The organism is Enterobacter quasimori (assembly GCF_018597345.1).
Taxonomy (GTDB): domain Bacteria; phylum Pseudomonadota; class Gammaproteobacteria; order Enterobacterales; family Enterobacteriaceae; genus Enterobacter; species Enterobacter mori.
The window spans coordinates 1,125,934-1,149,740 of record NZ_JAHEVU010000001.1 but is presented as its reverse complement, the minus strand read 5'-3'; the positions used below and the strand labels follow the sequence as shown (position 1 = coordinate 1,149,740).

Below are 23,807 nucleotides of genomic sequence, written 5' to 3'. Positions count from 1 at the left end.
TCAGTGGCTCATTACAGTGTGAAGGAGAGACGTAGCGCCAGCGCGGCGAGCGTCACAAACAGGACCGGCAGCGTCATGATGATGCCCGTCCGGAAATAGTAGCCCCAGGTAATCGTCATGTTTTTCTGCGCCAGCACGTGGAGCCAGAGCAGGGTGGCGAGGCTGCCGATAGGCGTGATTTTCGGGCCCAGATCGCAGCCAATCACGTTGGCGTAAATCATCGCGTCCTTAATCAACCCGGTTGCCGTACTGCCCTCAATGGAGAGCGCGCCAATCAGCACCGTGGGCATATTGTTCATTATGGATGACAGGAACGCGGTGATGAACCCGGTACCCAGCGTGGTGGCCCACAATCCGTGCCCGGCCAGGCTATTCAGTACGCCTGTGATAGAGTCCGTCAGCCCGGCATTGCGCAGGCCATACACCACCAGATACATCCCCAGCGAGAAGATGACGATCTGCCACGGTGCGCCGCGCAGCACTTTTCCGGTGTTTATCGCATGTCCGCGTTTTGCGACGGCGAATAAAATCAGCGCGCCGACGGTTGCAATGGCGCTGACCGGAATACCGAGAGGCTCAAGCACGAAGAAACCGACGAGAAGCAGCAGCAGGACGATCCAGCCCGTTCTGAACGTCGGGAGGTCGTGAATGGCGCGTGCGGGCTCGCGGAGTTTTGCCAGGTCATATTCCGGGGGAATGTCCTTGCGGAAGAAGAGGTGCAGCATCACCAGCGTTGCGGCAATCGCGGCGATATCCACCGGGATCATCACTGAGGCGTATTCGCTGAACCCCAGCTTAAAGAAGTCAGCCGACACGATGTTGACCAGGTTGGACACAATCAGCGGCAGGCTGGCGGTATCGGCGATAAAACCTGCTGCCATCACAAACGCCAGCGTCGCCTGCTTGCTGAACCCCAGCGCCAGCAGCATGGCGATAACGATAGGGGTCAGGATCAGCGCTGCACCGTCATTGGCAAACAGCGCCGCCACGGCTGCACCCAGCAGCACGATATACGTAAACAGCAATCGCCCGCGACCGTTTCCCCAGCGGGCAACATGGAGCGCCGCCCACTCGAAAAAGCCGGACTCATCCAGCAGCAGGCTGATGATGATGACGGCGATAAACGTTGCCGTGGCGTTCCAGACGATATTCCAGACGACCGGTATATCGTTAACGTGGATCACGCCGCTGGCCAGCGCCAGCGCGGCACCGATGGTCGCGCTCCAGCCGATACTCAGCCCTTTGGGCTGCCAGATGACCAGTACCAGCGTAAACAGAAAAATTGCCCCTGCCAGAAACATCTTTTACTCCATTATATCTGTTTTTGTGAATGTGTTGTAATCAGCACGCGCTAGGGAGTCGGTTTTTTAGCTTCAGGCGCGTCTCTTCCCGCAGGCAGTTCCAGCTGGTGTCGATAACGGCTGCCGCCCATGCGGGCATGTTGGGAGAGAGACGGTAGTGGACCCATTTCCCCTCGCGACGATCGATAACCAGCCCGGACTCGCGCAGCAGCGCCATATGGCGGGAGACCTTCGGCTGCGGCTCGGCGGTCGCGGCGCAGAGATCGCAGACGCACAGCTCGCCCGCTTCACGGAGCAGCATGACGATGGCGAGCCGCGTTTCGTCGGAGAGGGTTTTGAAGAGGTGGAGTGGGTGGAGCATGGGAGTTCCTGCAGGTGTGATTTTTTATATGCGTTTAATCATATATGTTTTTATTGCAGGATAGAAGCGGAGATGAGAGGTAAGGGAATTTCAGGCAACAAAAAAACCATTTATGTAAATGGGTTAGTGAAAATAATAATTTCTATATAATCAAAAAGTTATATTGGTTATTAGGAGCGGTGATTACAGGGCACTGCCAACCGCTGCCGCCACTTTGTCGCCATTTGGCAATGTAGCTACAGCTCGATGCGGAGTTGCTGTCCAGAGGCTTTGACGCCAGTGAAACGGAAGTGGATCTGCTTCTGCGTGGCGGCAGCCTGCCATCTGGAGCCGGGCTGCGCCTGTTCTACCGGAACAAGCGTCTACAGGAGGATGACAAATGGCGTCAATGGTACTGACAGCTCAGAGAAATGGCATATCTATTAATCAAAGAGTTAGCTGAGTAAAAAACTATTTCAGCTTTAAAATCATATGATGTACTGTATATATAAACAGTAATATTGGGAGGGAGTTGTGAACGATTTGTTCATGGAGTCACTTGCACTGCAGCGGATAGAACTTATGGCCCGGCTGGTTGCCAGTTCAGATTGTAGCGATGACGATAAGGAGGTTGCGATTTCGTGGCTGTCGGAGCTGACAAGCGATCTGGTTACCAGGATGAATGATTATGGAGTAGGGCAGGATGAGAATACGCATTAGTGATTCCGCACGATGGGAAACTCCCTCTCATATGGCATCCTGCGGTTTGAGAACGCAGTGCATGTCTATGGTGCATGGATTCGCATGATCCAAAAAGGATCGCAATGGGTCGGGGCCGCCAGAACTGGCGCGCTTTCTGGCCTGTCATGCACCTGCATGGAAACCACTACACAAATCGGGCAGGCATGGCGGGGATACGAGCGCGCGCTAGCTCACTATTTTGATTTAAGTATTTGAACTTTAAACATTGATAGTGGTTATAATCTGAGAAGGATAACAATAGAATAAAAGGTAACGTACTGTGAATATTAATTTTGATATTGTAATTAACAGCGATGATCATCAGGTCGATATGGACTACGGATTGAAGACTTTAGCTGGGACGTCAAGAGTTGTATCAACACTTGCTGAAGCAATTCTCAAACAAGAAGTTTCTGAAAGAAGAACAAGTGTAAATGATATTAGAACTCAGCTGAAACAAAGCTTTAAAAGCTCTTACGGGCAAAATTTTTGTATCGAAATTAATGATCCAGTACTTAAAAGAAAGTTAAAAAAGATGGGGAATGATGTTTTTTGTGAGGTGATGTCATACTTCATCTCAGAATCATTATTCCTTGAACCTAATAAGTTAAGTGCAAGTGCATTAGGAGTTGTTGCTGAGTTAGAAAATGTTGAGGATAAACTTCTTGAAGTTCTTCGGCGTGCTCTAGTCGATATGCACAAAATAACCACTATGAGCAGTTTCAATGTAGAATTGAACCACAAACCTAGGGGAGATAAAACTCGAATCGCTATGCTAACCCCTAAAACAGCACAGCATATTACTGAAACTGAAGAGGGAAAGCGTGAATATCAAATTACTGTTATCTTTACCCGATTTAACTCAATGACAGGTAATGGCCGGTTAATAGTTCAAGGCGATGATCAAACGACAGCTTTTGGTTTAGCAAAAGGATTGAGATATGTTCCTTTAGACTTTAAGAAGAAAATTACTGAAAATCTTCATCGAAATAATGGGTTAGCCAAAGATAAATGGGATTTTATCACCTTAACAGTACATGACTTGAAGTTAGGAAGCGGCGAAGTTGTTAAGTATTTTATTCATGAGATATCTTAGAATGAAAAAGATTATTTATTTTAGCCTGTTTTTTATAGTTGTCGTCATACTTGCGTATGTCTATAACTTCAACACTGGCAAAGGATTGTCTAAAAGCACTGAGGTTTGGGCGCAATTTGGTGACTACTTGGGAGGGGTTGTAAACCCAATACTAACCTTTTTATCCATAGTGCTCTTGATAAGGTCTGTTAATCTGCAAAGAGAGGCTAATTTAAGTCTCATTGTAGAAAATAAACGTCAAGAACATCTTGATTATTTGAAGAATTTCGAAGCTAGGTTTTACAACCTTATCGATGCTCAACGCACTGCCTTCGATAAATTTAGATTAAGTAAAGAGGACGGGAGTGAAGTTAAGGGCGGTGAGGCTGTAAATTATCTTGAGGAACTTATTTTTTCAAAGAAAAATGAAGGTTTTTCTCGAAGTGACATCGCTAATGATATTAGCGAATGTGACGTTTCAGAATCAATTCACTCTTCAGCGAGACGCTTTTATCTTTTGCTTAAGTTGATCGATGAAAAGTTATCGGGGCAAGAAAAAAAAGAATATTACGAAGTGTTGATTAATTTGACTGATTTTCCATTGGTAAGATTAATGGTTTTGACGTTGTGCGTTTATGATTGGAGTATTATTAACTACATAGATTCTAGTGGAGTTCTTGCAAAGGATGAATTGATTGAATATAAATCCCATTTTGAAGTTTAAAATCATTTTTGAATGGTTGTTGTGGCAAAGATAAGAGATGTTATCTCTTATCTTTTTAAAGAGGTTCTATTGTTCTAAAGAGTAATGCCTAAAAGTAATTACTGTATCACCCAACCATATATTAAGTTCTTCAAGTCTTTTTTGCAGAGGAATTAACTCATTCCGCACAAAAACATTTGCCGCCTTCTCCACGTCCCCAAACCCCAACATTACTCGGCATAATCCCCATCATCTGCGGCGGAACGCGGTGCGCTGCCATCATGTCATCCCGGCTCACATTCTTGATGTTCAGAAACTCATCCTTTGCCGCGACTTCTGACAACGGGATGATCTGAATCCCGTCCTTTTTGCCGTTGGGCGAGTACATAAACAGGTTGCGGAAGTTGCCCGGTCCTTTAGCGCTTTTCATGGCCTGTCGGATGTTGTTCACGTCCTCCTGGTTCTGCGCGGCGTCAGTCATGTACATGATGAAACCCGCATGGCTGCCGTTGATGTAATACTTCCGGCGGAACAGCGTGGCGGACTCATTCAGCAGAGCGGAGGGGATGGCAGACAGGTATTCCGGCAGTCCGTAAATCTCCTGGTTCAGGTCCGGTTCCATTAGGTGGAAGATGCTGCCTTTGGTGAACTCGTAAGGCTGCGTGGTCATGCCGTATTGCACAAACCAGTAGGTGTCGAGGTCGATCCCGCGACGGGTGTATTTCGCCAGCGATGGCTCCAGTGACAGAATGCCGCCGAGCCGGTTCGTGCGCTGTTCCAGATAGGCGTTACCGAATACCAGATAATCCTGCACGAAGCGGCTGAATGCCTGCTGGCTCAGTAGCGGGTGCGGGATAAACGTGCTGGTCAGGATGTTGCGCTTAACGGCAATCGGTGAGCTGTGATGCACGGCGGCGCGGTAAGTGCGGGCCAGCCTGTCAAAGCTCACGGGCGGCTCATACCATTTATCCATTTGCACGCATTCCACGTAGTCCAGCAGTTCGCGGCGGTCCAGCACCGGGATCGGATCGCCGAAGCTGAATGCTTCTGCTGATGCGCCACTGGTGCGCTGAACCGCAGCACGGTTTTTCTCGTTCTTGCCCATCAAAAAATCTCCACAATATTGCTGGTATTGGCGGATTCGCCCTGCAGCGGTTCGTTAAACAATGCGTGCATCGTCGCCCAGGCCAGATCGGCATGGCTGGCTTCTTCACTGCGGCTGGCTTCGTAGGTCGGGCGGTTGCCGCTGGCGGTGGTGGCGCGGCGGATTGCCATGAAGGACTGCGCGATATCGGTATGCCCGGCGTCAAACTCCAGACGGCGGTGGCTGATAATGTCGTACGCCTTGAGCACCAGGGCGTTCTTGACGTTGGGGTTGTAAACAAACTCACGGACGGCAGGAAAGAACGCTTTCACGTTCTCATACACGCCGTGGCCGACGCCGGTGGAGTGGATGCCGATATAGGTCACGTTGTACTGCTGCGTCAGTTTCTTGATAGCGTCCGCCTGGGCGCGGAAGTCCATTCCGCGCCACTGGTGACGCTCCAGAATTACGGCTTACGTGATCGTGTAAGCCGTCGGGGGCCGGATGTACGTTATGCTGAGAGGCGACTATTGGGTACGAATGATAAGATGGAAATCGTAATTAGGGATACCTTCTTACACTGGCTAATCAATTAAAGTTAACGGGCGTAATTGTTAGCACTATACGGCTAGTAGATTTTTGCATGTAATTACAAAGTCATTGTAATTGCGGAAAACTGTTTCGCTTTCTTGGTTAGCTTTTTGAACCTTAGCTTCAGTTTCATCTGCCCACTGCATATCAGAATCTCCGTGCCTTAACATGGTTAAATATGGAGTGTTGCTGATATAGTTGGAGTTGCATGCTAAAAATTCATCAAAAGCTAACATTTGATTACGGAGATTGGCGGCTTTTGTTTCAATTTCTTGGTTATGAAAGTGCTGATCAGCATTACCCCAACAATAACGTAATTTATCAAAATCTTTGATGCTATTTTCGTGGAATGTAGCACCGAAATCATGATTTTTCAGGAGCTCAATGGTTAATGATGTTGGTGGGAGTAATGACATAAAACTTTTATATAACTCTATGTCAGCAATTCTTTTTCTTTCCTGCACTTCTTTTTTATTATTTTCAATTATCACTTCAGGGTAAAGTTGCAGAGCCTTTATAACTACATGATAGAGTAATCCGGAAATGATTAGTGTCAGAGCAATAGTGTTGCTTGGTGTTATATTTTCAATGTCAACGAGGTTTACGGTAGAATCAGTTGTTTTGTTAAAAAAATCAATAATCAAATTCAGGAATAAAATGTAAGTTGGTGCTGGTAATGCCAATATGCCTAAACCCACAGTTATTAATGACCATGTAACTTTATTACTAAACTCCGGAAATATTTTACCGATTAATTTCTTTGCTAAAATTTCTAGAATTTCTTTCATTTTCAGTCCCTATAGTTAAGACCTCTATTGTGCCATGAGTTATACATCACTATCCAGTAGCTGAAGATTTTCATGGTCAGTAGCCTGATTCCATGAACGCACAACTTACAGAAATCATGCGCCTTATTACCAACCTGATCCGTACCGGCATTGTGACCGAGGTGGACCGGGATAACTGGCTATGCCGGGTAAAGGTGGGCGAACTCGAAACCAACTGGATTAACTGGCTGACGCTGCGCGCCGGTGGTGCCCGCACATGGTGGTGCCCGTCGCCGGATGAGCAGGTGGTGGTCCTGAGCATGGGCGGTAATCTCGAAACGGCGTTTGCGCTGCCTGCGATCTACTCCAGCCAGTTTGCGCCGCCATCGGATTCCGTGGACGGTTGCGTGACGCAGTACCCAGACGGCGGCTGGTTTGAGTATGAACCCGCCACCGGGCGCTGGCACGTCCGAGGCATCAAATCCATGGTGATCGAGGCGGCAGATAATATCATCCTCCAAACCTCTGATTTTGTTGTGGAGGCCAACACCACGCGCATCAACAGCGAAGTGGTGATCAACGGCGCTGTCACCCAGGGTGAGTGGCTTTAAGCAGCCCATTGATGATGTTGAGTGGACCATCACCACATTGACGCATACCGTCAGCCCGGATAACGGGTTTACGACCAGTCTGGATCTCGAAGTGAAAATAGATGAGTTCGACGTTGAATGATTAGTTCCAAATTGAGAACAATGATGCATCATTATTGCGAACTGGTTAAGAGTGAGGGCTGAACGAAATGATGAATTGTCCGATGTGCGGTCAGGCAGCGCATACACGCAGTAGCTTTCAGGTTTCCAGTGAGACCAAAGAACGATACAACCAGTGCACCAATATTGAGTGCGGTCATACGTTCGTGACGCATGAGACGTTTGTGCGGTCCGTGTGCCGTCCGCAAAAAATCAGCGCCGCGCCACCACATCCGAAAGGCATGCAGGAACAATTAGCTTACTGATATTGACCCGCTGCTGGCGGGTTTTTTATTGATTGCTGTCGCCACTTTGTCGCCATGCATGGGAAAGGATGGTTATAAGTAATTGATTTAATGGGTAGTTAATTTCAGGCAACAAAAAACCCATCAACCTTGAACCAAAACGGCGGGGTTGATGGGCTCCACAAATTGGGGACATCAAAGAAAAGCAGTGGCACTAGTTATGACTGCCCCCTGATAAAAAAGTTCTGCGCGTAACAAAAATATTTTCCGCCACGCGCATTCTTAGGAGTTATCCGAGTCCTGGCCAGATGATGATAATCAGCGTACCCGCCAGCGTGAGCAGCACGTTAGCGATAGCATAGGTGCCCGCATACCCCAGCGCCGGGATGTTGCTGCGCGCGGTATCGCTGATGATTTCCATGGCAGGCGCACAGGTACGCGCGCCCATCATCGCCCCGAAGAGCAGGGCGCGGTTCATGCGCAACACATAGGCGCCGAACAGGAAGCAGATCACCACCGGCACCAGGCTGACGATAAGTCCGGAAACCAACATTTGCCAGCCGACGGCCCCCAGGCTGTGGCCGATGCCGCTACCGGCGCTCAAGCCGACGCCCGCCATAAACACCATCAGACCGAACTCTTTCACCATGTTCAGCGCGCCCTGCGGAATGTAGCCGAAGGTTGGGTGGTTGGCTCGCAGGAAGCCCAGCATGATCCCGGCGAACAGCAGCCCGGCGGCGTTACCGATGCCGAAGCTAAAGTTGCTGAACTGGAAGGTGATCATCCCAATCATCAGGCCGACGATAAAGAACGCGCAGAAGGCCAGCAGGTCGGTGACCTGGCTGTGAATGGAGATAAAGCCGATGCGGTCAGCAACGGTTTTCACGCGTCGCGCGTCTCCGCTCACCTGCAGAACGTCACCTTTGTTGAGCACCACGTTGTCGTCGATAGGCATCTCAATCTGGCTGCGGATCACGCGGTTGAGGAAGCAGCCGTGGTCAGTCAGCTTCAGCTGCGCCAGACGGCGGCCCACGGCGTTATGGTTTTTCACCACGATCTCTTCGGTGACGATACGCATGTCGAGCAGGTCGCGGTCGAACACCTCTTTGCCGTTACGGAAGCTCGGATCGAGGCGCGCGTGGGCGTCCGGGTAACCCACCAGCGCGATGTCGTCGCCCATCTGCAGCACCGCGTCGCCGTCCGGGTTTGCCAGAATGCCGTTGCGTCGAATACGTTCGATGTAACAGCCCGTCTGGCGGTAAATCCCCAGCTCGCGCAGGTTTTTGCCGTCGGTCCAGGCCACCAGCTCCGGCCCGACGCGATAGGCGCGGATCACAGGCAGATAGACTTTACGCTTGGTGTCCGTGTCCAGACCGCGCTCGCGAGCAATTGTCTGTGCGCAGGTCTGCAGATCCTGGTGCTGCAATTTTGGCAGGTAGCGCGCGCCCACGATCAGGCTCACCAGACCAATAAGGTAAGTCAATGCATAGCCCAGACTCAGGTGGTCGAGCGCGGTGGAAAGCTGTGCGCCCTGCATGCCGGAATGACGCAGGGTATCACCCGCACCCACTAGCACTGGGGTGGATGTCATGGAGCCTGCCAGCATACCGGCCGTTAACCCGATATCCCAGCCAAACAGTTTGCCCAGTCCTAACGCAATCAGCAGCGCGCTGCCGACCATCACCAGCGCCAGCATCAGGTAATTTTTGCCGTCGCGGAAGAAAATTGAAAAAAAGTTCGGCCCCGCTTCCACGCCAACACAAAAAATAAACAGCATGAACCCTAAATTGAGCGCATCCGTGTTAATACTGAAATGCTGCTGACCTAATAATAAAGAGACGACTAAAACGCCAATGGAATTACCCAGTTGAACCGAACCCAGGCGCAATTTACCCAGGCAAAGGCCCAACGCCAGTACCACAAATAATAACAGGATGTAATTCCCATTTAACAAGTCTGCGACGTTTATATTCACGGAGGCTAACTTCTTGTTTACCAGTAAGTTGTTGAATGAAAGGACTTTTTGGGCTACTGTTTTTTGGGTCAGGGAAAAGCGTTAACGCTCTCTGTTTCCTGCTTTATTCCCTAAAACATTAGCTGGCGTGTAGTTTAATCGCATTAGCTACTGACAGCTACTGATTATCGCATCACCCTGTGCGTACTTTGGCAAGGATTGCCGCACTGCTTTATCTGACTGGGCGTCTACCCGACGAAAGTGTATTTGATAGAGATAAGTCAGGAGGATAGGTTGAATATGAAACGAAACTGGGCGGGGGTGATCAGCTGCTTTTTGCTGTTCACGGTCGTATGCATGTCGCTTGCTTTTAACGTGAAAGGGGCATTCAGGGCGTCGGGTCATCCGGAGCTCGGGTTGCTCTTTTTTACCCTGCCGGGGGCGGCTGCCAGTTTTCTGTCCCGTAAAGGGGAGGTGGTGAAGCCACTGCTGGGCGCCATGCTGGCCGCGCCGCTCTGTTTGCTGATGATGCGCTTGCTGTATATCTCTACGCGGAGTTTCTGGCAGGAGCTGGCGTGGTTGATGAGCGCTGTTTTCTGGTGCGCCCTTGGCGCGCTCTGCTACTTATTTGTGCGCAGTCTGCTTCATAACCGACGGCACCACAAATAAAAACGCCCTCTCGGTGAGGGCGTCCTTTCATTTCATTACTGGGCAGCAAACAGGCCCAGGTGCTCTTTGGCGTAAGCTTCAAAGTCGGTGCAGCCGCCAATGTGTTTCTGATCGAGGAAGATCTGCGGTACGGTTTCAACCGGCTTGCCGACGGTTTTTTCGAGATCCGCTTTGGTGATGCCTTCCGCGTGGATATCCACGTAGCGGAAGTTGAAGTCATCGCGCTCTTCGGTCAGTTTCTCAGCCAGCTCTTTCGCGCGAACACAGTAAGGGCACCCTGGACGACCAAAAATTACTGCAAACATTTCTCTCTCCTCAAAAAACAAGCCTGACGGCGAATGACACGTATAGTGCCCCATAACCCGCCGTCATTAAAGAAGGTTTCGCCTGTCGTTATAATATCTATGAGCTATGTTTCGCCAATTACACCGCGCACATCATTGCCTATACTGGCTGCCATAAGGTTTTAGCAAGATAAAGAGAGAGAAGATGACGCCAACCATAGACCTGCTCCAGTCCCACCGTTCCATTCGCCACTTCACCGATGAGCCAATTACCGAGGCGCAGCGTGCCGCGATTATTGACAGCGCCAGGGCGACCTCCAGCTCCAGCTTCCTGCAGTGCAGTTCGATTATCCGCATTACCGACCCGGCCATGCGCGAGCAGCTGGTCACGCTGACCGGCGGGCAGAAGCATGTGGCGCAGGCGGCAGAGTTCTGGGTGTTCTGCGCCGACTTTAACCGCCATCTGCAAATCTGCCCTGAAGCCGAACTGGGGCTGGCCGAACAGCTGCTGCTGGGCGTGGTGGATACCGCGCTGATGGCGCAAAACGCCTTCACGGCGGCGGAGTCGCTGGGGTTAGGCGGCGTCTACATCGGCGGCCTGCGTAATAACATCGAAAGCGTGACCGAGCTGCTGAAGCTGCCAAAACACGTGCTGCCGCTGTTCGGCCTGTGCCTCGGCTGGCCTGCGGATAACCCGGACCTGAAGCCGCGTATTCCTGCGGCGATGCTGGTGCATGAGAACCACTACCAGCCGGTCGATCAGGATGTCCTGAATCAATACGATGAAGAGCTGGCGAACTACTATATGACGCGCGGCAGCAATAACCGTCGCGATACCTGGACTGACCATATTCGTCGCACGATCATTAAAGAAAACCGCCCGTTTATTCTCGATTATCTTCATAAACAGGGCTGGGCGACGCGGTAGTCCATTCCTCCTGCGCCTCGTGTATGATATGCAGGCTTTATCCATGTCTTCAGAGAGGTGCAGGGTGAAAATTGCCATATTGTCCCGGGATGGAACGCTCTATTCATGTAAGCGCCTGCGTGAGGCGGCGGCAAAACGCGGGCATCAGGTTGAGATCCTCGACCCGATGTCCTGCTATATGAACATCGACCCGGCAGCGTCGTCGATTCACTACAAAGGCCGCAAGCTGCCGCATTTCGATGCGGTGATCCCCCGCATCGGCTCTCAGATCACCTATTACGGCACCGCCGCGCTGCGCCAGTTCGAGATGCTGGGCAGCTATCCGCTCAACGAATCTGTCGCCATTTCCCGCGCCCGCGACAAGCTGCGTTCGCTGCAGCTCCTTGCCCGTCAGGGGATCGATCTTCCCGTTACCGGGATTGCCCATTCACCGGACGACACCAGCGACCTGATCGACATGGTCGGCGGTGCGCCGCTGGTCATCAAGCTGGTGGAAGGCACCCAGGGCATTGGCGTGGTGCTGGCAGAGACGCGTCAGGCGGCGGAAAGCGTGATTGACGCCTTTCGCGGTCTGAATGCACATATTCTGGTGCAGGAGTACATCGAAGAGGCCAAAGGGCGCGACATCCGCTGCTTCGTCGTGGGAAACGAGGTGGTGGCCGCAATCGAGCGTCAGGCGAAAGAGGGTGATTTCCGCTCTAACCTTCACCGCGGCGGCGTCGCGCGTATAGCCGATATCAGCGACCGGGAGCGGGAAATTGCGGTGAAAGCGGCGCAAACCCTGGGGCTGGACGTGGCCGGGGTGGATCTTCTGCGGGCGACACGCGGGCCGCTGGTCATGGAGGTCAATGCCTCACCGGGGCTGGAAGGCGTGGAAAAAACCACAGGTGTCGATATTGCGGGTAAAATGATCGCATGGATCGAGCGTCATGCCACGCCGGGGTACTGTCTGAAAACGGGCGGTTAAATGGTATTGAGCACGCTTTTTGCGTAATCTATGCAAAGTTTTTATTTAAGAGGCTGCACAGCGATGGATTTACAGGTCGTACCTACACTGGATACGTTACGTCAATGGCTTGATGATGCCGGAATTACGTTCTTCGAATGCGATTCCTGCCAGGCGCTGCATCTGCCTCATATGCAGAATTTCGACGGCATTTTCGATGCCAAAATCGATCTCATTAACGACGTGATCCTTTTCTCCGCGCTGGCCGAAGTGAAGCCGTCCGCGCTGCTGGCGCTGGCCTCCGACCTGTCGGCGATCAATGCCAGTTCTTTGACGGTGAAGGCATTTCTCGACATACAGGATGATAATCTGCCAAAACTGGTCGTTTGCCAGTCTTTATTCTCCGGGGCAGGGCTGTCGTTCAAGCAGTTCGCCTGGTTTATGCGCCTGAGCGAAGAGCAAATTTCGATGGTGATGATGGAAGCCAATGCACATCATCTGCTGTATAGCGCGGAAGATGACGCAGAGAATAATGATGCATCTCCCAATTTTCTTCACTAAGCCTGTCTGACTTTTGCGCAGTCGCTGCCATGGCGGCTGCAGAAGGCCATTTTTTCTGCTGCTTTTAACCTTTCTTTAAAGAATTATTCACCTCCCTGAAGGCCGTTTCGGCTTATCACGTAGACTTAACCTGCATAAAAAATTGATAAAAGGCGTTTTTTCGTCTGGGCTATAGCCGGGGACACGGGCTACAGTTATTCTTGCGATGCTTCAAAAAGCGAGCGGAAGCTGCCGGGTAAAGAGGTTTCTTTTTATTTTGAGCAGAGCGACAAACTATGCATGATTTTTGCATATATCCAGATTGCACAGTTTTGGTTCGTTTGTTAACGAGCTTTCAGAAGGAATAACACTATGATCGCCTTGAATAAAAAATGGTTATCGGGTCTGGTTGCGGGTGCTCTGATGGCCGTCTCTGCCGGCACGCTCGCTGCGGAACAAAAAACGCTGCACGTTTATAACTGGTCTGACTATATTGCGCCGGACACGGTCGCAAACTTTGAAAAAGAGACCGGCATTAAAGTGGTCTATGACGTGTTTGATTCCAACGAAGTGCTGGAAGGAAAGCTGATGGCGGGCAGCACCGGTTTTGACCTGGTCGTGCCCTCTGCGAGCTTCCTCGAGCGTCAGCTGACCGCAGGCGTTTTCCAGCCGCTGGATAAGAGCAAATTATCGAACTGGAAAAACCTCGACCCGGAAGTGCTGAAGCTGGTGGCGAAGCACGACCCGGACAATAAATACGCGATGCCTTATCTGTGGGCGACCACCGGTATCGGCTACAACGTCGATAAAGTGAAAGCGGCGCTCGGCCCGGACGTCAAGCTGGACAGCTGGGATGTGGTGCTGAAGCCGGAAAACCTTGAGAAACTGAAAAGCTGCGGCGTCTCCTTCCTCGATGCGCCGGAAGAGATTTTCGCGACCGTGCTGAACTACCTGGGCAAAGACCCGAACAGCAATAAAGCCGATGATTACACCGGTCCGGCGACCGATCTGCTGCTGAAGCTGCGTCCAAACATTCGCTACTTCCACTCTTCCCAGTACATTAACGACCTGGCGAACGGCGACATCTGCGTCGCGATCGGCTGGGCAGGGGACGTGTGGCAGGCGGCTAACCGCGCGAAAGAGGCGAAAAACGGCGTGAACGTCTCCTACTTCATTCCGAAGGAGGGGGCGCTGGCCTTCTTTGACGTCTTCGCGATGCCGACTGACGCTAAAAACAAAGACGAAGCCTATCAGTTCCTCAACTATCTGATGCGTCCTGACGTGATCGCCCACATCAGCGACCACGTTTACTACGCGAACGGTAACAAGGCCTCCGTGCCGCTGGTGAGCGAAGAGATCCGCAATAACCCGGCGATTTATCCGCCTGCGGATGTGTTCGCCAAGCTCTTCACCCTGAAAGTTCAGGATCCAAAAATTGACCGCGTGCGTACCCGCGCGTGGACCAAGGTGAAAAGCGGTAAATAACCCTTTGTCACAGGCCGGGCAAGCGAAGCGCCCCCGGCAACAGGCGCACCGTTCTGGTGCGCCTGCACCATGATTTGATCTCTACCGGAGAACACCCCGTGAATGACGCGATCCCCCGCCCGCAGGCGAAAGTCCGTAAAGCGCTGACCCCGCTGCTTGAAATACGTAACCTCACCAAATCTTTCGACGGCCAGCATGCCGTGGACGACGTCAGCCTGACGATCTACAAAGGCGAAATCTTCGCCCTGCTGGGCGCATCCGGCTGTGGGAAATCCACCCTGCTGCGTATGCTGGCCGGTTTTGAACAGCCTACCGCCGGGCAAATCGTGCTGGACGGCGTAGACCTGTCCAGCGTGCCGCCGTATCAGCGCCCGATTAACATGATGTTCCAGTCCTACGCGCTGTTTCCGCACATGACGGTGGAGCAGAACATCGCTTTCGGCCTGAAGCAGGACAAGCTGCCGAAGGCTGAAATTACCGCGCGCGTGGCTGAGATGCTGAGCCTGGTGCACATGCAGGAGTTCGCGAAGCGTAAACCGCATCAGCTCTCCGGCGGCCAGCGTCAGCGCGTGGCGCTGGCCCGCAGTCTGGCAAAACGTCCGAAATTATTGCTGCTCGACGAACCGATGGGCGCGCTGGATAAAAAGCTGCGCGACCGCATGCAGCTCGAAGTGGTCGATATCCTCGAGCGCGTGGGGGTGACCTGCGTGATGGTGACCCACGATCAGGAAGAAGCCATGACCATGGCCGGACGTATCGCGATCATGAACCGCGGCAAGTTCGTGCAGATCGGCGAGCCGGAAGAGATTTATGAGCATCCGACCACCCGCTACAGCGCGGAGTTCATCGGCTCGGTTAACGTCTTCGAAGGGCTGCTGAAAGATCGTCAGGAGGATGGACTGGTCATCGAATCGCCGGGGCTGCAGCATCCGCTTAAGGTCGACTCTGATAACTCGGTGTTAGATAACGTGCCGGTCTACGTTGCCCTGCGTCCGGAGAAGATCATGCTCTGTGAGGATCCGCCTGCCGATGGCTATAACTTTGCCGTCGGGGAAGTGGTGCACATAGCCTATCTGGGCGACCTGTCTATTTACCATGTGCGCCTGAAAAGCGGACAAATGCTCAGCGCCCAGCTGCAGAACGAACACCGCTATCGCAAGGGACAGCCGACCTGGGGCGACGAAGTGCGCCTGTGCTGGGACGCGGACAGCTGCGTCGTACTGACGGTATAAGGAGCGATCATGAGTACACTTGAACCTCCAGCCCGCGTCAAAAAACCGGGCGGCTTTGCCCACTGGCTGGCGCGCATGCAGATGAACCATGGCCGCAAGCTGGTCATCGCCATGCCGTATATCTGGCTGATCCTGCTGTTTCTGCTGCCGTTCCTGATCGTCTTCAAGATCAGCCTGGCGGAAATGGCGCGGGCGATCCCGCCGTATACCAACCTGCTGGACTGGGCCGACGGGCAGCTGACGCTGACCTTAAACCTGGGCAATTTCCTGCAGCTCACCGACGATCCGCTCTATTTTGAAGCCTATCTGCAGTCGCTGCAGGTGGCGGCGATCTCGACGATCTGCTGCCTTCTTATGGGCTATCCGCTGGCCTGGGCGGTGGCGCACAGCAAGCCGTCGACGCGTAACATCCTGCTGCTGCTGGTAATTTTGCCGTCGTGGACCTCGTTCCTGATCCGCGTTTACGCGTGGATGGGGATCCTGAAAAACAACGGCATACTGAATAATTTTCTGATGTGGCTCGGGGTGATCGACCAGCCGTTGACCATTCTGCATACCAACCTTGCGGTCTATATCGGGATTGTTTACGCCTATCTGCCGTTTATGGTGCTGCCGATTTACACGGCCCTGACCCGCATTGATTACTCGCTGGTGGAAGCGTCGCTCGATCTCGGCGCGCGTCCGTTAAAAACCTTCTTCAGCGTCATCGTCCCGCTGACCAAAGGCGGCATTATCGCCGGGTCAATGCTGGTCTTTATCCCGGCGGTGGGGGAGTTTGTGATCCCGGAACTGCTCGGCGGTCCGGACAGCATCATGATTGGCCGCGTGCTGTGGCAGGAGTTCTTCAATAACCGCGACTGGCCGGTAGCCTCGGCGGTAGCGATCGTGATGCTGTTGCTGCTGATCGTGCCGATCATGTGGTTCCACAAGCATCAGCAAAAACAGATGGGAGACCACGGATGAACAACTTACCGGTAGTGCGCTCCCCGTGGCGAATTTTGATTCTGGTGATTGGCTTTACCTTCCTGTATGCGCCGATGCTGATGCTGGTGATCTACTCCTTCAACAGCTCTAAGCTGGTAACGGTCTGGGCGGGCTGGTCAACGCGCTGGTACAGCGAGCTGTTCCATGACGATGCGATGATGAGCGCGGTGGGGCTGAGCCTGACCATAGCCGCACTGGCGGCGACGATGGCCTGCGTGCTGGGCACCATCGCCGCACTGGTGATGGTGCGTTTCGGGCGTTTTCGCGGTTCGAACGGCTTTGCCTTTATGATCACCGCCCCGCTGGTGATGCCGGACGTGATCACCGGCCTGTCGCTGCTGCTGCTGTTCGTTGCCCTGGCGCACGCCATCGGCTGGCCTGCGGATCGCGGGATGCTCACCATCTGGCTGGCCCACGTCACCTTCTGTACCGCCTACGTGGCGGTGGTGATCTCGTCGCGCCTGCGCGAGCTGGATCGCTCCATTGAGGAGGCGGCGATGGATCTTGGCGCCACGCCGCTGAAGGTCTTCTTCATCATCACGCTGCCGATGATTATGCCGGCGGTGATCTCCGGCTGGCTGCTGGCGTTTACGCTCTCGCTCGACGATTTGGTTATCGCCAGCTTCGTTTCCGGGCCGGGCGCGACGACGCTGCCGATGCTGGTCTTCTCCAGCGTGCGCATGGGGGTGAATCCGGAGATCAATGCCCTGGCGTCAATTATCCTCGGCGTAGTCGGAATTGTCGGATTTATCGCCTGGTATTTGATGGCGCGCGCGGAAAAACAGCGGGTGCGTGATATCCAGCGTGCAAGACGCGGCTGAAGCATTTAAAATTTCCAGTGAAGTGCCGCGCATGACGCGGCACTGTTTTTCAGGGAAGTAAAACATTGGGATTCTTTCAAAAAACACGTCATACGCATGCTCGTCCAAACGTTCCTGCGCTGGTGCAGGTGGCGGCGCTCGCCATTATTATGATCCGCTGTCTGGACGTGCTGATGATTCTGAACACCTTAGGCGCCCGCGGCATCGGTGAATTCATTCATCGCAGCGTACAGACGTGGAATCTGACGCTGGTTTTTTTAAGCAGCCTGGTGCTGGTGTTTATTGAAATCTACTGTGCTTTCTCGCTGGTCAAAGGGCGCAACTGGGCGCGCTGGGTCTATTTGCTGACGCAAATCATTGCTGCGGGTTACTTGTGGGCGGCTTCGCTGGGCTACGGCTATCCTGAACTGTTTAGCATTCCCGGCGGCTCCCGGCGGGAGATTTTCCAGTCGCTGGTGATGCAAAAGCTTCCGGATATGCTGGTGCTCTGCCTGCTCTTCGTTCCGGCGTCCAGCCGGCGGTTCTTCCGCCTGCAATAATGTGTATAATCGCAGCCCTCGTGATTCTTAAGGTTTTCATATGCAGTGCGCACTCTTTGACGCCGGACGCTGCCGCTCCTGCCAGTGGATAGAACAGCCGGTCTCTCAACAACTCATCGCCAAAATGGCCGACCTGCAACAGCTGCTGGCAGCACACGCGGTGGGCGAGTGGTGCGCACCCGTCAGCGGCCCGGAGCAGGGCTTTCGCAACAAAGCCAAAATGGTGGTCAGCGGCAGCGTGGAAAAACCGCTGCTGGGGATGCTGCACCGCGACGGCACGCCGGAAGACTTAACCGACTGCCCGCTGTATCCCGCCTCCTTTGCGCCGGTCTTTGCGGCGCTTAAGCCGTTTATCGCGCGGGCGGGGTTAACGCCCTACAGCGTGGCCCGCAAGCGCGGCGAGCTGAAGTACCTTCTGTTGACCGAAAGCCAGATCGACGGCGGCATGATGCTGCGCTTCGTGCTGCGCTCGGAAGCCAAGCTGGCGCAGCTTCGCGCGGCGCTGCCGTGGCTGCAGGAACAGCTTGTGCAGCTTAAGGTCATTACCGCAAATATTCAGCCGGTGCATATGGCGATCATGGAAGGGGAGAAAGAGATTTTCTTCACCGACCAGCACGCGCTGGCCGAAAATTTCAACGGCGTGCCGCTGTGGATCCGCCCGCAAAGCTTCTTCCAGACGAACCCGACCGTGGCAAGCAGCCTGTACGCCACCGCCCGCGACTGGGTTCGCGCGTTAAACATCCAGCATATGTGGGATCTCTTCTGCGGCGTGGGCGGCTTTGGGCTGCACTGCGCGACGCCGGAGATGCAGCTCACCGGGATTGAGATTTCTGCCGAAGCGATTGCCTGCGCGAAACAGTCCGCCGCCGAGCTCGGGTTAACGAATCTGCGCTTCCAGGCGCTGGACTCCACGCAGTTCGCCACCGGCCAGGGCAACGTGCCTGAGCTGGTGCTGGTCAACCCGCCGCGCCGCGGCATCGGCAATGCGCTGTGCGACTACCTGAGCCAGATGGCGCCGGAATACATCATCTATTCCAGCTGCAACGCGCAGACTATGGCGAAAGACATCGCTAACCTGCCGGGCTACCGCATTGAACGCGTGCAGCTTTTCGATATGTTCCCGCATACCGCACATTATGAAGTGTTGACGTTGTTGACCCGTAGGCCGGGTAAGGCGTAGCCGCCACCCGGCATGAACCCCGCACAATCTTCAACAAAATGTGAACTCTTCCCCCGCTCGAAATCAGGTAAGCTTACGTCATAAGAAATGAATGAAGGCTTACCCATGAAGCAGATCCTGCTGGTGGAAGACGACCACGATATCGCGGCGCTTCTGCGGCTCAATTTAGAAGACGAAGGCTACGCCATCACCCACGAGCCCGACGGGGGCAGCGCCCTGCAGCGTCTTGAAGCACAGCCGTGGGATGCGGTGATCCTCGACCTGATGCTGCCCAACGTGGACGGTCTGGAGATTTGCCGACGCATCCGTCAGATGACGCGCTACCTGCCGGTGATCATCATCAGCGCCCGCAGCAGCGAAACCGACCGCATCACCGGGCTGGAAACCGGTGCCGACGACTATCTGGCAAAACCGTTCTCCGTGCAGGAGCTGATTGCGCGCATCAAAGCGCTGTTCCGCCGCCAGCAGGCGATGGGGCAGGCGCAAACCGACGGACACATTCAGGCGCACGGGCTGACTATCGATCCGCTGGCGCGCAGCGTGCTGCTTCACGGTCAGGTGGTGGATCTCACTCCTCGCGAGTTCGAGCTGCTCTACTTCTTTGCCCGTCATCCCGGCGAGGTCTTTTCGCGTCTGGCGCTGCTGGAGCAGGTCTGGGGCTACCAGCACGAAGGCTACGAGCACACCGTCAACACCCATATCAACCGCCTGCGCATCAAGATAGAGAAGGACGCCGCCGAGCCGGAGATCATTCGCACCGTCTGGGGCAAGGGCTACAAATTTGCGGAGCCGCAGCATGATGCGTCGCTTTAGCCTGAGCCAGCGCCTGACGCTACTCTTCATCCTGCTGATGATGCTCTGCGCCGCCGTCGCCTGCGCGGTACAGCTCTACAGCAGCATGCAGTACGGTAACGCGATGGTGCAGCGTTTGTCGGGCGGGCTGGCGCAGCAGATCGTCCAGCGCGAACCGATTCTGGACGCGCAGGGCAGGGTCGACCGAACGGCACTCAAGCCGCTGTTTGGTCGGCTGATGACCTTTAATCCGAGCGTTGAGCTGTACGTTGTCTCCCCGGACGGCGATATCCTCGCCGACGCCGCGCCGCCGGGCCATATTCAGCGGCAAAAAATCGACCTGGCACCGGTGCAGAGCTTCCTGAGCGGCACCGCCATGCCGGTACTGGGCGACGATCCGCGCAGTCAAAATCAAAAAGTCTTTAGCGCCACGCCGCTGCGGCAGGACGGCGAGCTGAAAGGCTATCTGTACATTATCTTGCAGGGCGAGGAGTCAAACGCCCTGGCAGAAATGGCCTGGCACAAGGCGTTGTGGAGCACGGTGCTGTGGTCACTGCTGTGGGTCGCGCTGTTTGGGCTGCTGGCAGGGCTGCTGGTCTGGTACTGGGTTACGCGTCCGGTCAAACAGCTGACGGTGGAAGTGGCCGGGCTGGAGCAGGACAGCATAAGCGCCATCAGGCTGCTGGCGGCACAGGCGCCGGACGCGGCGGCAAAAGATGAAGTGGCGATCCTGCGCAACAGCTTTATCGAGCTGGCGCGCAAAATCACCCGCCAGTGGGACCAGCTGGCCGACAGCGATCGCCAGCGCCGGGAGTTTATCGCCAACATTTCGCACGATCTCCGTACCCCGTTGACCTCGCTGCTGGGCTATCTGGAAACCCTGTCGCTCAAATCCGCCACGCTGACGCCGCAGGAGCACCAGCAGTATCTCGCTACCGCGCTGCGTCAGGGTCAAAAGGTCCGGCATCTTTCGCAGCAGCTGTTTGAGCTGGCGCGCCTTGAGCACGGCGGTATTAAACCCCAGCGCGAACGGTTCGCGATGGCAGAGCTGATTTCCGACGTGGCGCAGAAGTTTGAGCTCACCGCCCGCACGCGAGAGGTCAATCTGCATATTGACGTGCCGGGGCCGCTGCCGCTGATAAACGCCGATGTGTCGATGATCGAACGCGTGGTGACCAACCTGCTCGATAACGCGATGCGCCATACGCCGACCGGTGGGGAAATTCGTCTGGCGGTCTGGCAAGAGAATGAACGGCTGCAGGTCGAAGTGGCCGACAGCGGAACGGGCGTGGATGCCTCGCTGCGCGACGATCTGTTCCAGCGGCCGTCGGCGCTCAATACCCAGGCGTCGAGAGAGAATCGCGGCGGGTTGGGGCTGTTAATCGTGAAACGGATGCTGGAGCTGCACGGGGGCGGGATCAGGCTGATGGAGTCGGTGAGCGGGGCGCGGTTCAGGTTCTTCGTGCCGTTGTGAGAGAGTGCCGGGTGGCGCTGCGCTTACCCGGCCTACAACTCCCCCCGTAGGCCGGGTAAGGCGCAGCCGTCACCCGGCAAAAACTATTACTGCGGGAACCACTGCTCGCTAATTTTCTGATACGTCCCGTCCGCTTTAATCGCCTTCAGCGCGCCGTTCAGTTTTTCCAGCAGGGCTTTGTTATCCGGACGTACCGCGATGCCGAGGCCCGTACCGAAGTACTGTGGATCGGTCACTTTCTCCGTTGCGGTGCCAAGCTGCGGGTTGGTTTTCAGCCATTCGTTCACCACGGCGGTATCGCCGAACACGCCGTCGATACGGCCATTTTTCAGGTCGATAATCGCGTTCTGGTAGCTGTCATAGGCCACGGTTTTCACTTCCGGATGCTTGTCCTGCAGGTATTTCTGATGCGTGGTGCCGTTTTCCATTCCGATGCGTTTGCCTTTCAGCTGGTCGAAGGAGGTATACGCCCCTTTCTTCGCAATCACCACCGCCGAGTTGGCGTAGTACGGGTCGGTGAACGCAACCTGCTTGCTGCGCTCAGGGGTGATGTCCATCCCGGAGATCACCGCGTCGTATTTTTTGAACTTCAGCGACGGGATCAGGCTGTCAAAAGCATGGTTAGTAAAGGTGCAGTCGGCCTGCATCTGTTTGCACAGCGCTTTCGCCAGATCGATATCAAAACCGACGATCTGGTTGCTGGCATCCAGCGACTCAAACGGCGGATAGGTGGCGGAAACGCCGAAATTGATTTTATCCGCAGCGGATGCGCCAGCGGCGAAGGTGGCGAGTAATGCGGCCAGAACTAACTTTTTCATTGTAATGCTCCCGTCTGTCTTATTGATGCGCCGTGTCTGCGGCCTGGATGTACAATGCCAGCTAATGAATTTGTATGCAATAAAAATGATTAAATATTGTGTTTGTTGCAAAAAAAAAGCGGATAACCCATCAGGTTACCCGCTTTATGAATACCGTTTTATGCATTCGCGTGGTTAATTTCTGCGCTCAAACGCCAGCGCTTTACGCTCGATCAGGCGCATCATCAGCGTCAGCAGACCGTTGACCACCAGATACACCAGACCCGCCGCGCCGAACACCATTACGTCATAGGTGCGTCCATACAGCAGCTGTCCGTGGCCCATCACCTCCATCAGCGTGATGGTGTAGGCCAGTGAGGTACTCTTGAACACCAGCACCACTTCGTTGGAGTAGGAGGAGAGCGCGCGCTTAAAGGCGTACGGCAGCAGGATCGCCAGCGTGTCTTTCTTGCTCATGCCCAGCGCCCCGCAGGACTGCCACTGGCCCTCCGGGATGGCGCGTATCGCCCCGTAGAACAGCTGGGTGGTATAGGCCGCACTGTTCAATGAGAGCGCAATAAGGGCACACAGCCACGGCTCAGAGAGCAGATGCCAGATAACCGGATACTCCTGCAGCGACGGGAACTGGCCCGGGCCATAGTAAATCAGGAAGATCTGCACCAGCAGCGGCGTGCCGGTAAACAGGGTGATGTAGGCTCGAACGATCCATACCAGCACCGGCGTTTTCAGCGTCAGGATGATGGTGAAGATAAGGGCCAGGATCAGCGCCACGACGATGGACGCGACGGTCAGCGTCAGGCTGGTGTGCAGCCCCTTCATCAGCTCGGGTAAGTAGTCAAGCATCAGCCCGGTCTCCGTTCAAAACGCGTTGCACGCAGGTCGATGCGTTTGAGGATGTACTGACTCAGCAACGTGATCGCCAGGTAGATCGCCGCCGCCACGATGTACCAGGTAAACGGTTCCTGGGTACGGGTGGCGATGCTTTTGGTCTGCAGCATTAAATCGTTCACGCTGATGAGGCTCACCAGCGCGGTATCTTTCAGCAACACCAGCCACTGGTTACCCAGGCCTGGCAGGGCATGACGCCACATCTGCGGCATCACCAGGCGGAAAAAGATCGCCGTTTTCGACATGCCGAGCGCCTGGCCGGATTCCCACTGTCCTTGCGGAACCGCCTTCAGCGCCCCGCGCAGCGTTTGTGACGCGTAGGCAGAGTAAAGCAGGGAGAGGGCAATCACGCCGCACAGGAACGGGCTGACGTCGAAGTTTTCAATCTGCATCTGCACCGGGATCTGCGCAAAGCCAAGATTGATCGTGAAGCCGTCCGACAGCGTCAGCAGCAGCTGTGAGGAGCCGAAATAGATAAACAGGACCACCAGAATTTCCGGCAGTCCGCGCAGCACGGTCACCAGTGCGGAACCCGTCCAGGCGACGGGGAACCATTTTGCTGATTCCCACACCGCAAAGAACATCGCCAGCACGAGGCCGATAATCAGTGCACAAACGGCAAGGCCGACGGTCATCCCGGCGGCGCTTGCTAAGGGTAGAATTTCATTCATCAGGAA

23 protein-coding genes and 5 pseudogenes are annotated in these 23,807 nt (G+C 54.3%); 18 read left to right on the top strand and 10 right to left on the bottom strand.

Annotation, left to right across the window (positions count from 1 at the left end; translation table 11 throughout):
- Positions 1-11: 11 nt before the first annotated feature.
- A complete protein-coding gene (locus KK102_RS05560) occupies positions 12-1,301 on the bottom strand; it encodes an arsenic transporter (protein WP_216357134.1) in 1,290 nt (429 codons plus the stop codon).
- Positions 1,302-1,341: 40 nt separating this feature from the next.
- Positions 1,342-1,662, bottom strand: coding sequence for a metalloregulator ArsR/SmtB family transcription factor (locus KK102_RS05555; RefSeq protein WP_216357133.1), 321 nt, complete (start codon positions 1,660-1,662; stop codon positions 1,342-1,344).
- Between the two features lie 1,000 nt (positions 1,663-2,662).
- Here KK102_RS05555 and KK102_RS05550 point away from each other — a divergent pair.
- Together KK102_RS05550 and KK102_RS05545 are read left to right on the top strand one after the other, a co-directional pair.
- Positions 2,663-3,478 carry a hypothetical protein gene (locus KK102_RS05550; protein WP_216357132.1) on the top strand — a complete coding sequence of 272 codons (816 nt, stop codon included), beginning with the start codon at positions 2,663-2,665 and terminating at the stop codon, positions 3,476-3,478.
- A 1-nt stretch (position 3,479) separates the two neighbouring features.
- Positions 3,480-4,181 carry a hypothetical protein gene (locus KK102_RS05545; protein WP_216357131.1) on the top strand — a complete coding sequence of 234 codons (702 nt, stop codon included), beginning with the start codon at positions 3,480-3,482 and terminating at the stop codon, positions 4,179-4,181.
- A 66-nt stretch (positions 4,182-4,247) separates the two neighbouring features.
- Here the strand turns inward: KK102_RS05545 and KK102_RS05540 are convergent.
- Both KK102_RS05540 and KK102_RS05535 read right to left on the bottom strand, forming a co-directional pair.
- Positions 4,248-5,265, bottom strand: a pseudogene (locus KK102_RS05540) (phage portal protein).
- Positions 5,265-5,711: pseudogene (locus KK102_RS05535) on the bottom strand (phage terminase large subunit family protein); the annotation flags it as partial. The pseudogenes KK102_RS05535 and KK102_RS05540, both read right to left, overlap by 1 nt.
- Here KK102_RS05535 and KK102_RS22205 point away from each other — a divergent pair.
- A pseudogene (locus KK102_RS22205) lies at positions 5,709-5,840 on the top strand (phage virion morphogenesis protein); the annotation flags it as partial. The pseudogenes KK102_RS05535 and KK102_RS22205 sit on opposite strands and share 3 nt — an antisense overlap.
- A gap of 24 nt (positions 5,841-5,864) precedes the next feature.
- Here KK102_RS22205 and KK102_RS05530 read toward each other — a convergent pair.
- Entirely contained in the window at positions 5,865-6,623 is a 759-nt protein-coding gene (locus tag KK102_RS05530) for a hypothetical protein (protein WP_216357130.1), read from the bottom strand.
- Positions 6,624-6,715: 92 nt separating this feature from the next.
- Here KK102_RS05530 and KK102_RS05525 point away from each other — a divergent pair.
- The 3 genes and pseudogenes from KK102_RS05525 to KK102_RS05515 form a co-directional block, all read left to right on the top strand.
- A pseudogene (locus KK102_RS05525) lies at positions 6,716-7,201 on the top strand (phage baseplate assembly protein V); the annotation flags it as partial.
- Positions 7,197-7,334: pseudogene (locus KK102_RS05520) on the top strand (phage late control D family protein); the annotation flags it as partial. The pseudogenes KK102_RS05525 and KK102_RS05520, both read left to right, overlap by 5 nt.
- A 67-nt stretch (positions 7,335-7,401) precedes the next feature.
- Positions 7,402-7,617 (top strand): ogr/Delta-like zinc finger family protein, encoded by a 216-nt coding sequence (locus tag KK102_RS05515; protein WP_012016760.1) that lies wholly within the window; start codon positions 7,402-7,404, stop codon positions 7,615-7,617.
- A gap of 268 nt (positions 7,618-7,885) precedes the next feature.
- Here the strand turns inward: KK102_RS05515 and KK102_RS05510 are convergent, their stop codons facing one another.
- On the bottom strand, positions 7,886-9,571 hold the full coding sequence (locus KK102_RS05510) for an aspartate:alanine antiporter (RefSeq protein ID WP_216357129.1): 1,686 nt from the start codon (positions 9,569-9,571) through the stop codon (positions 7,886-7,888).
- Positions 9,572-9,844: 273 nt separating this feature from the next.
- Here KK102_RS05510 and KK102_RS05505 point away from each other — a divergent pair, with 273 nt between their 5' ends.
- Positions 9,845-10,219, top strand: a complete 375-nt coding sequence (locus KK102_RS05505) for an inner membrane protein YbjM (RefSeq protein ID WP_025912901.1) — start codon at positions 9,845-9,847, stop codon at positions 10,217-10,219.
- 35 nt (positions 10,220-10,254) lie between these two features.
- Here the strand turns inward: KK102_RS05505 and KK102_RS05500 are convergent, their stop codons facing one another.
- Positions 10,255-10,524, bottom strand: coding sequence for a GrxA family glutaredoxin (locus KK102_RS05500; RefSeq protein WP_006809455.1), 270 nt, complete (start codon positions 10,522-10,524; stop codon positions 10,255-10,257).
- A gap of 184 nt (positions 10,525-10,708) precedes the next feature.
- Between KK102_RS05500 and nfsA the strand changes: the two genes are divergently transcribed.
- The 11 genes from nfsA to KK102_RS05445 all read left to right on the top strand — a co-directional run bounded on the left by nfsA (position 10,709) and on the right by KK102_RS05445 (position 21,424).
- Entirely contained in the window at positions 10,709-11,431 is a 723-nt protein-coding gene (nfsA, locus tag KK102_RS05495) for a nitroreductase NfsA (RefSeq protein WP_042716355.1), read from the top strand.
- A 64-nt stretch (positions 11,432-11,495) separates the two neighbouring features.
- Positions 11,496-12,398 carry a 30S ribosomal protein S6--L-glutamate ligase gene (gene rimK, locus KK102_RS05490; RefSeq protein ID WP_216357128.1) on the top strand — a complete coding sequence of 301 codons (903 nt, stop codon included), beginning with the start codon at positions 11,496-11,498 and terminating at the stop codon, positions 12,396-12,398.
- A 63-nt stretch (positions 12,399-12,461) separates the two neighbouring features.
- Entirely contained in the window at positions 12,462-12,938 is a 477-nt protein-coding gene (locus KK102_RS05485) for a YbjN domain-containing protein (RefSeq protein WP_003858385.1), read from the top strand.
- 351 nt (positions 12,939-13,289) lie between these two features.
- Positions 13,290-14,402: a spermidine/putrescine ABC transporter substrate-binding protein PotF gene (gene potF, locus KK102_RS05480; protein WP_126543539.1), complete on the top strand. Its 1,113-nt coding sequence runs from the start codon at positions 13,290-13,292 to the stop codon at positions 14,400-14,402.
- Positions 14,403-14,500: 98 nt separating this feature from the next.
- Positions 14,501-15,634: a putrescine ABC transporter ATP-binding subunit PotG gene (gene potG, locus KK102_RS05475; RefSeq protein ID WP_042716353.1), complete on the top strand. Its 1,134-nt coding sequence runs from the start codon at positions 14,501-14,503 to the stop codon at positions 15,632-15,634.
- Positions 15,635-15,643: 9 nt separating this feature from the next.
- Positions 15,644-16,597: a putrescine ABC transporter permease PotH gene (gene potH, locus KK102_RS05470; protein ID WP_042716351.1), complete on the top strand. Its 954-nt coding sequence runs from the start codon at positions 15,644-15,646 to the stop codon at positions 16,595-16,597.
- A complete protein-coding gene (gene potI / locus KK102_RS05465) occupies positions 16,594-17,439 on the top strand; it encodes a putrescine ABC transporter permease PotI (RefSeq protein ID WP_028012508.1) in 846 nt (281 codons plus the stop codon). The genes potH and potI overlap by 4 nt, the downstream gene beginning before the upstream one ends.
- A gap of 65 nt (positions 17,440-17,504) precedes the next feature.
- The gene (locus KK102_RS05460; protein ID WP_126543541.1) at positions 17,505-17,978 is read left to right on the top strand and encodes a YbjO family protein; all 474 of its coding nucleotides are present in this window, start codon (positions 17,505-17,507) and stop codon (positions 17,976-17,978) included.
- Positions 17,979-18,018: 40 nt separating this feature from the next.
- On the top strand, positions 18,019-19,158 hold the full coding sequence (gene rlmC, locus KK102_RS05455) for a 23S rRNA (uracil(747)-C(5))-methyltransferase RlmC (RefSeq protein ID WP_126543542.1): 1,140 nt from the start codon (positions 18,019-18,021) through the stop codon (positions 19,156-19,158).
- 105 nt (positions 19,159-19,263) lie between these two features.
- Positions 19,264-19,971 carry a response regulator transcription factor gene (locus KK102_RS05450; protein WP_216357127.1) on the top strand — a complete coding sequence of 236 codons (708 nt, stop codon included), beginning with the start codon at positions 19,264-19,266 and terminating at the stop codon, positions 19,969-19,971.
- Positions 19,955-21,424, top strand: a complete 1,470-nt coding sequence (locus tag KK102_RS05445) for a sensor histidine kinase (protein ID WP_216357126.1) — start codon at positions 19,955-19,957, stop codon at positions 21,422-21,424. Before KK102_RS05450 ends, KK102_RS05445 begins: the two co-directional genes overlap by 17 nt.
- Positions 21,425-21,510: 86 nt before the next feature.
- On the opposite strand, the gene artJ is transcribed toward KK102_RS05445, so the two are convergent.
- The 3 genes from artJ to artQ form a co-directional block, all read right to left on the bottom strand.
- On the bottom strand, positions 21,511-22,242 hold the full coding sequence (artJ, locus tag KK102_RS05440) for an arginine ABC transporter substrate-binding protein ArtJ (protein ID WP_021240923.1): 732 nt from the start codon (positions 22,240-22,242) through the stop codon (positions 21,511-21,513).
- 174 nt (positions 22,243-22,416) lie between these two features.
- Positions 22,417-23,085: an arginine ABC transporter permease ArtM gene (artM, locus tag KK102_RS05435; RefSeq protein ID WP_010429086.1), complete on the bottom strand. Its 669-nt coding sequence runs from the start codon at positions 23,083-23,085 to the stop codon at positions 22,417-22,419.
- On the bottom strand, positions 23,085-23,801 hold the full coding sequence (gene artQ / locus KK102_RS05430; protein WP_126543546.1) for an arginine ABC transporter permease ArtQ: 717 nt from the start codon (positions 23,799-23,801) through the stop codon (positions 23,085-23,087). The genes artM and artQ overlap by 1 nt, the downstream gene beginning before the upstream one ends.
- Positions 23,802-23,807: the final 6 nt, after the last annotated feature.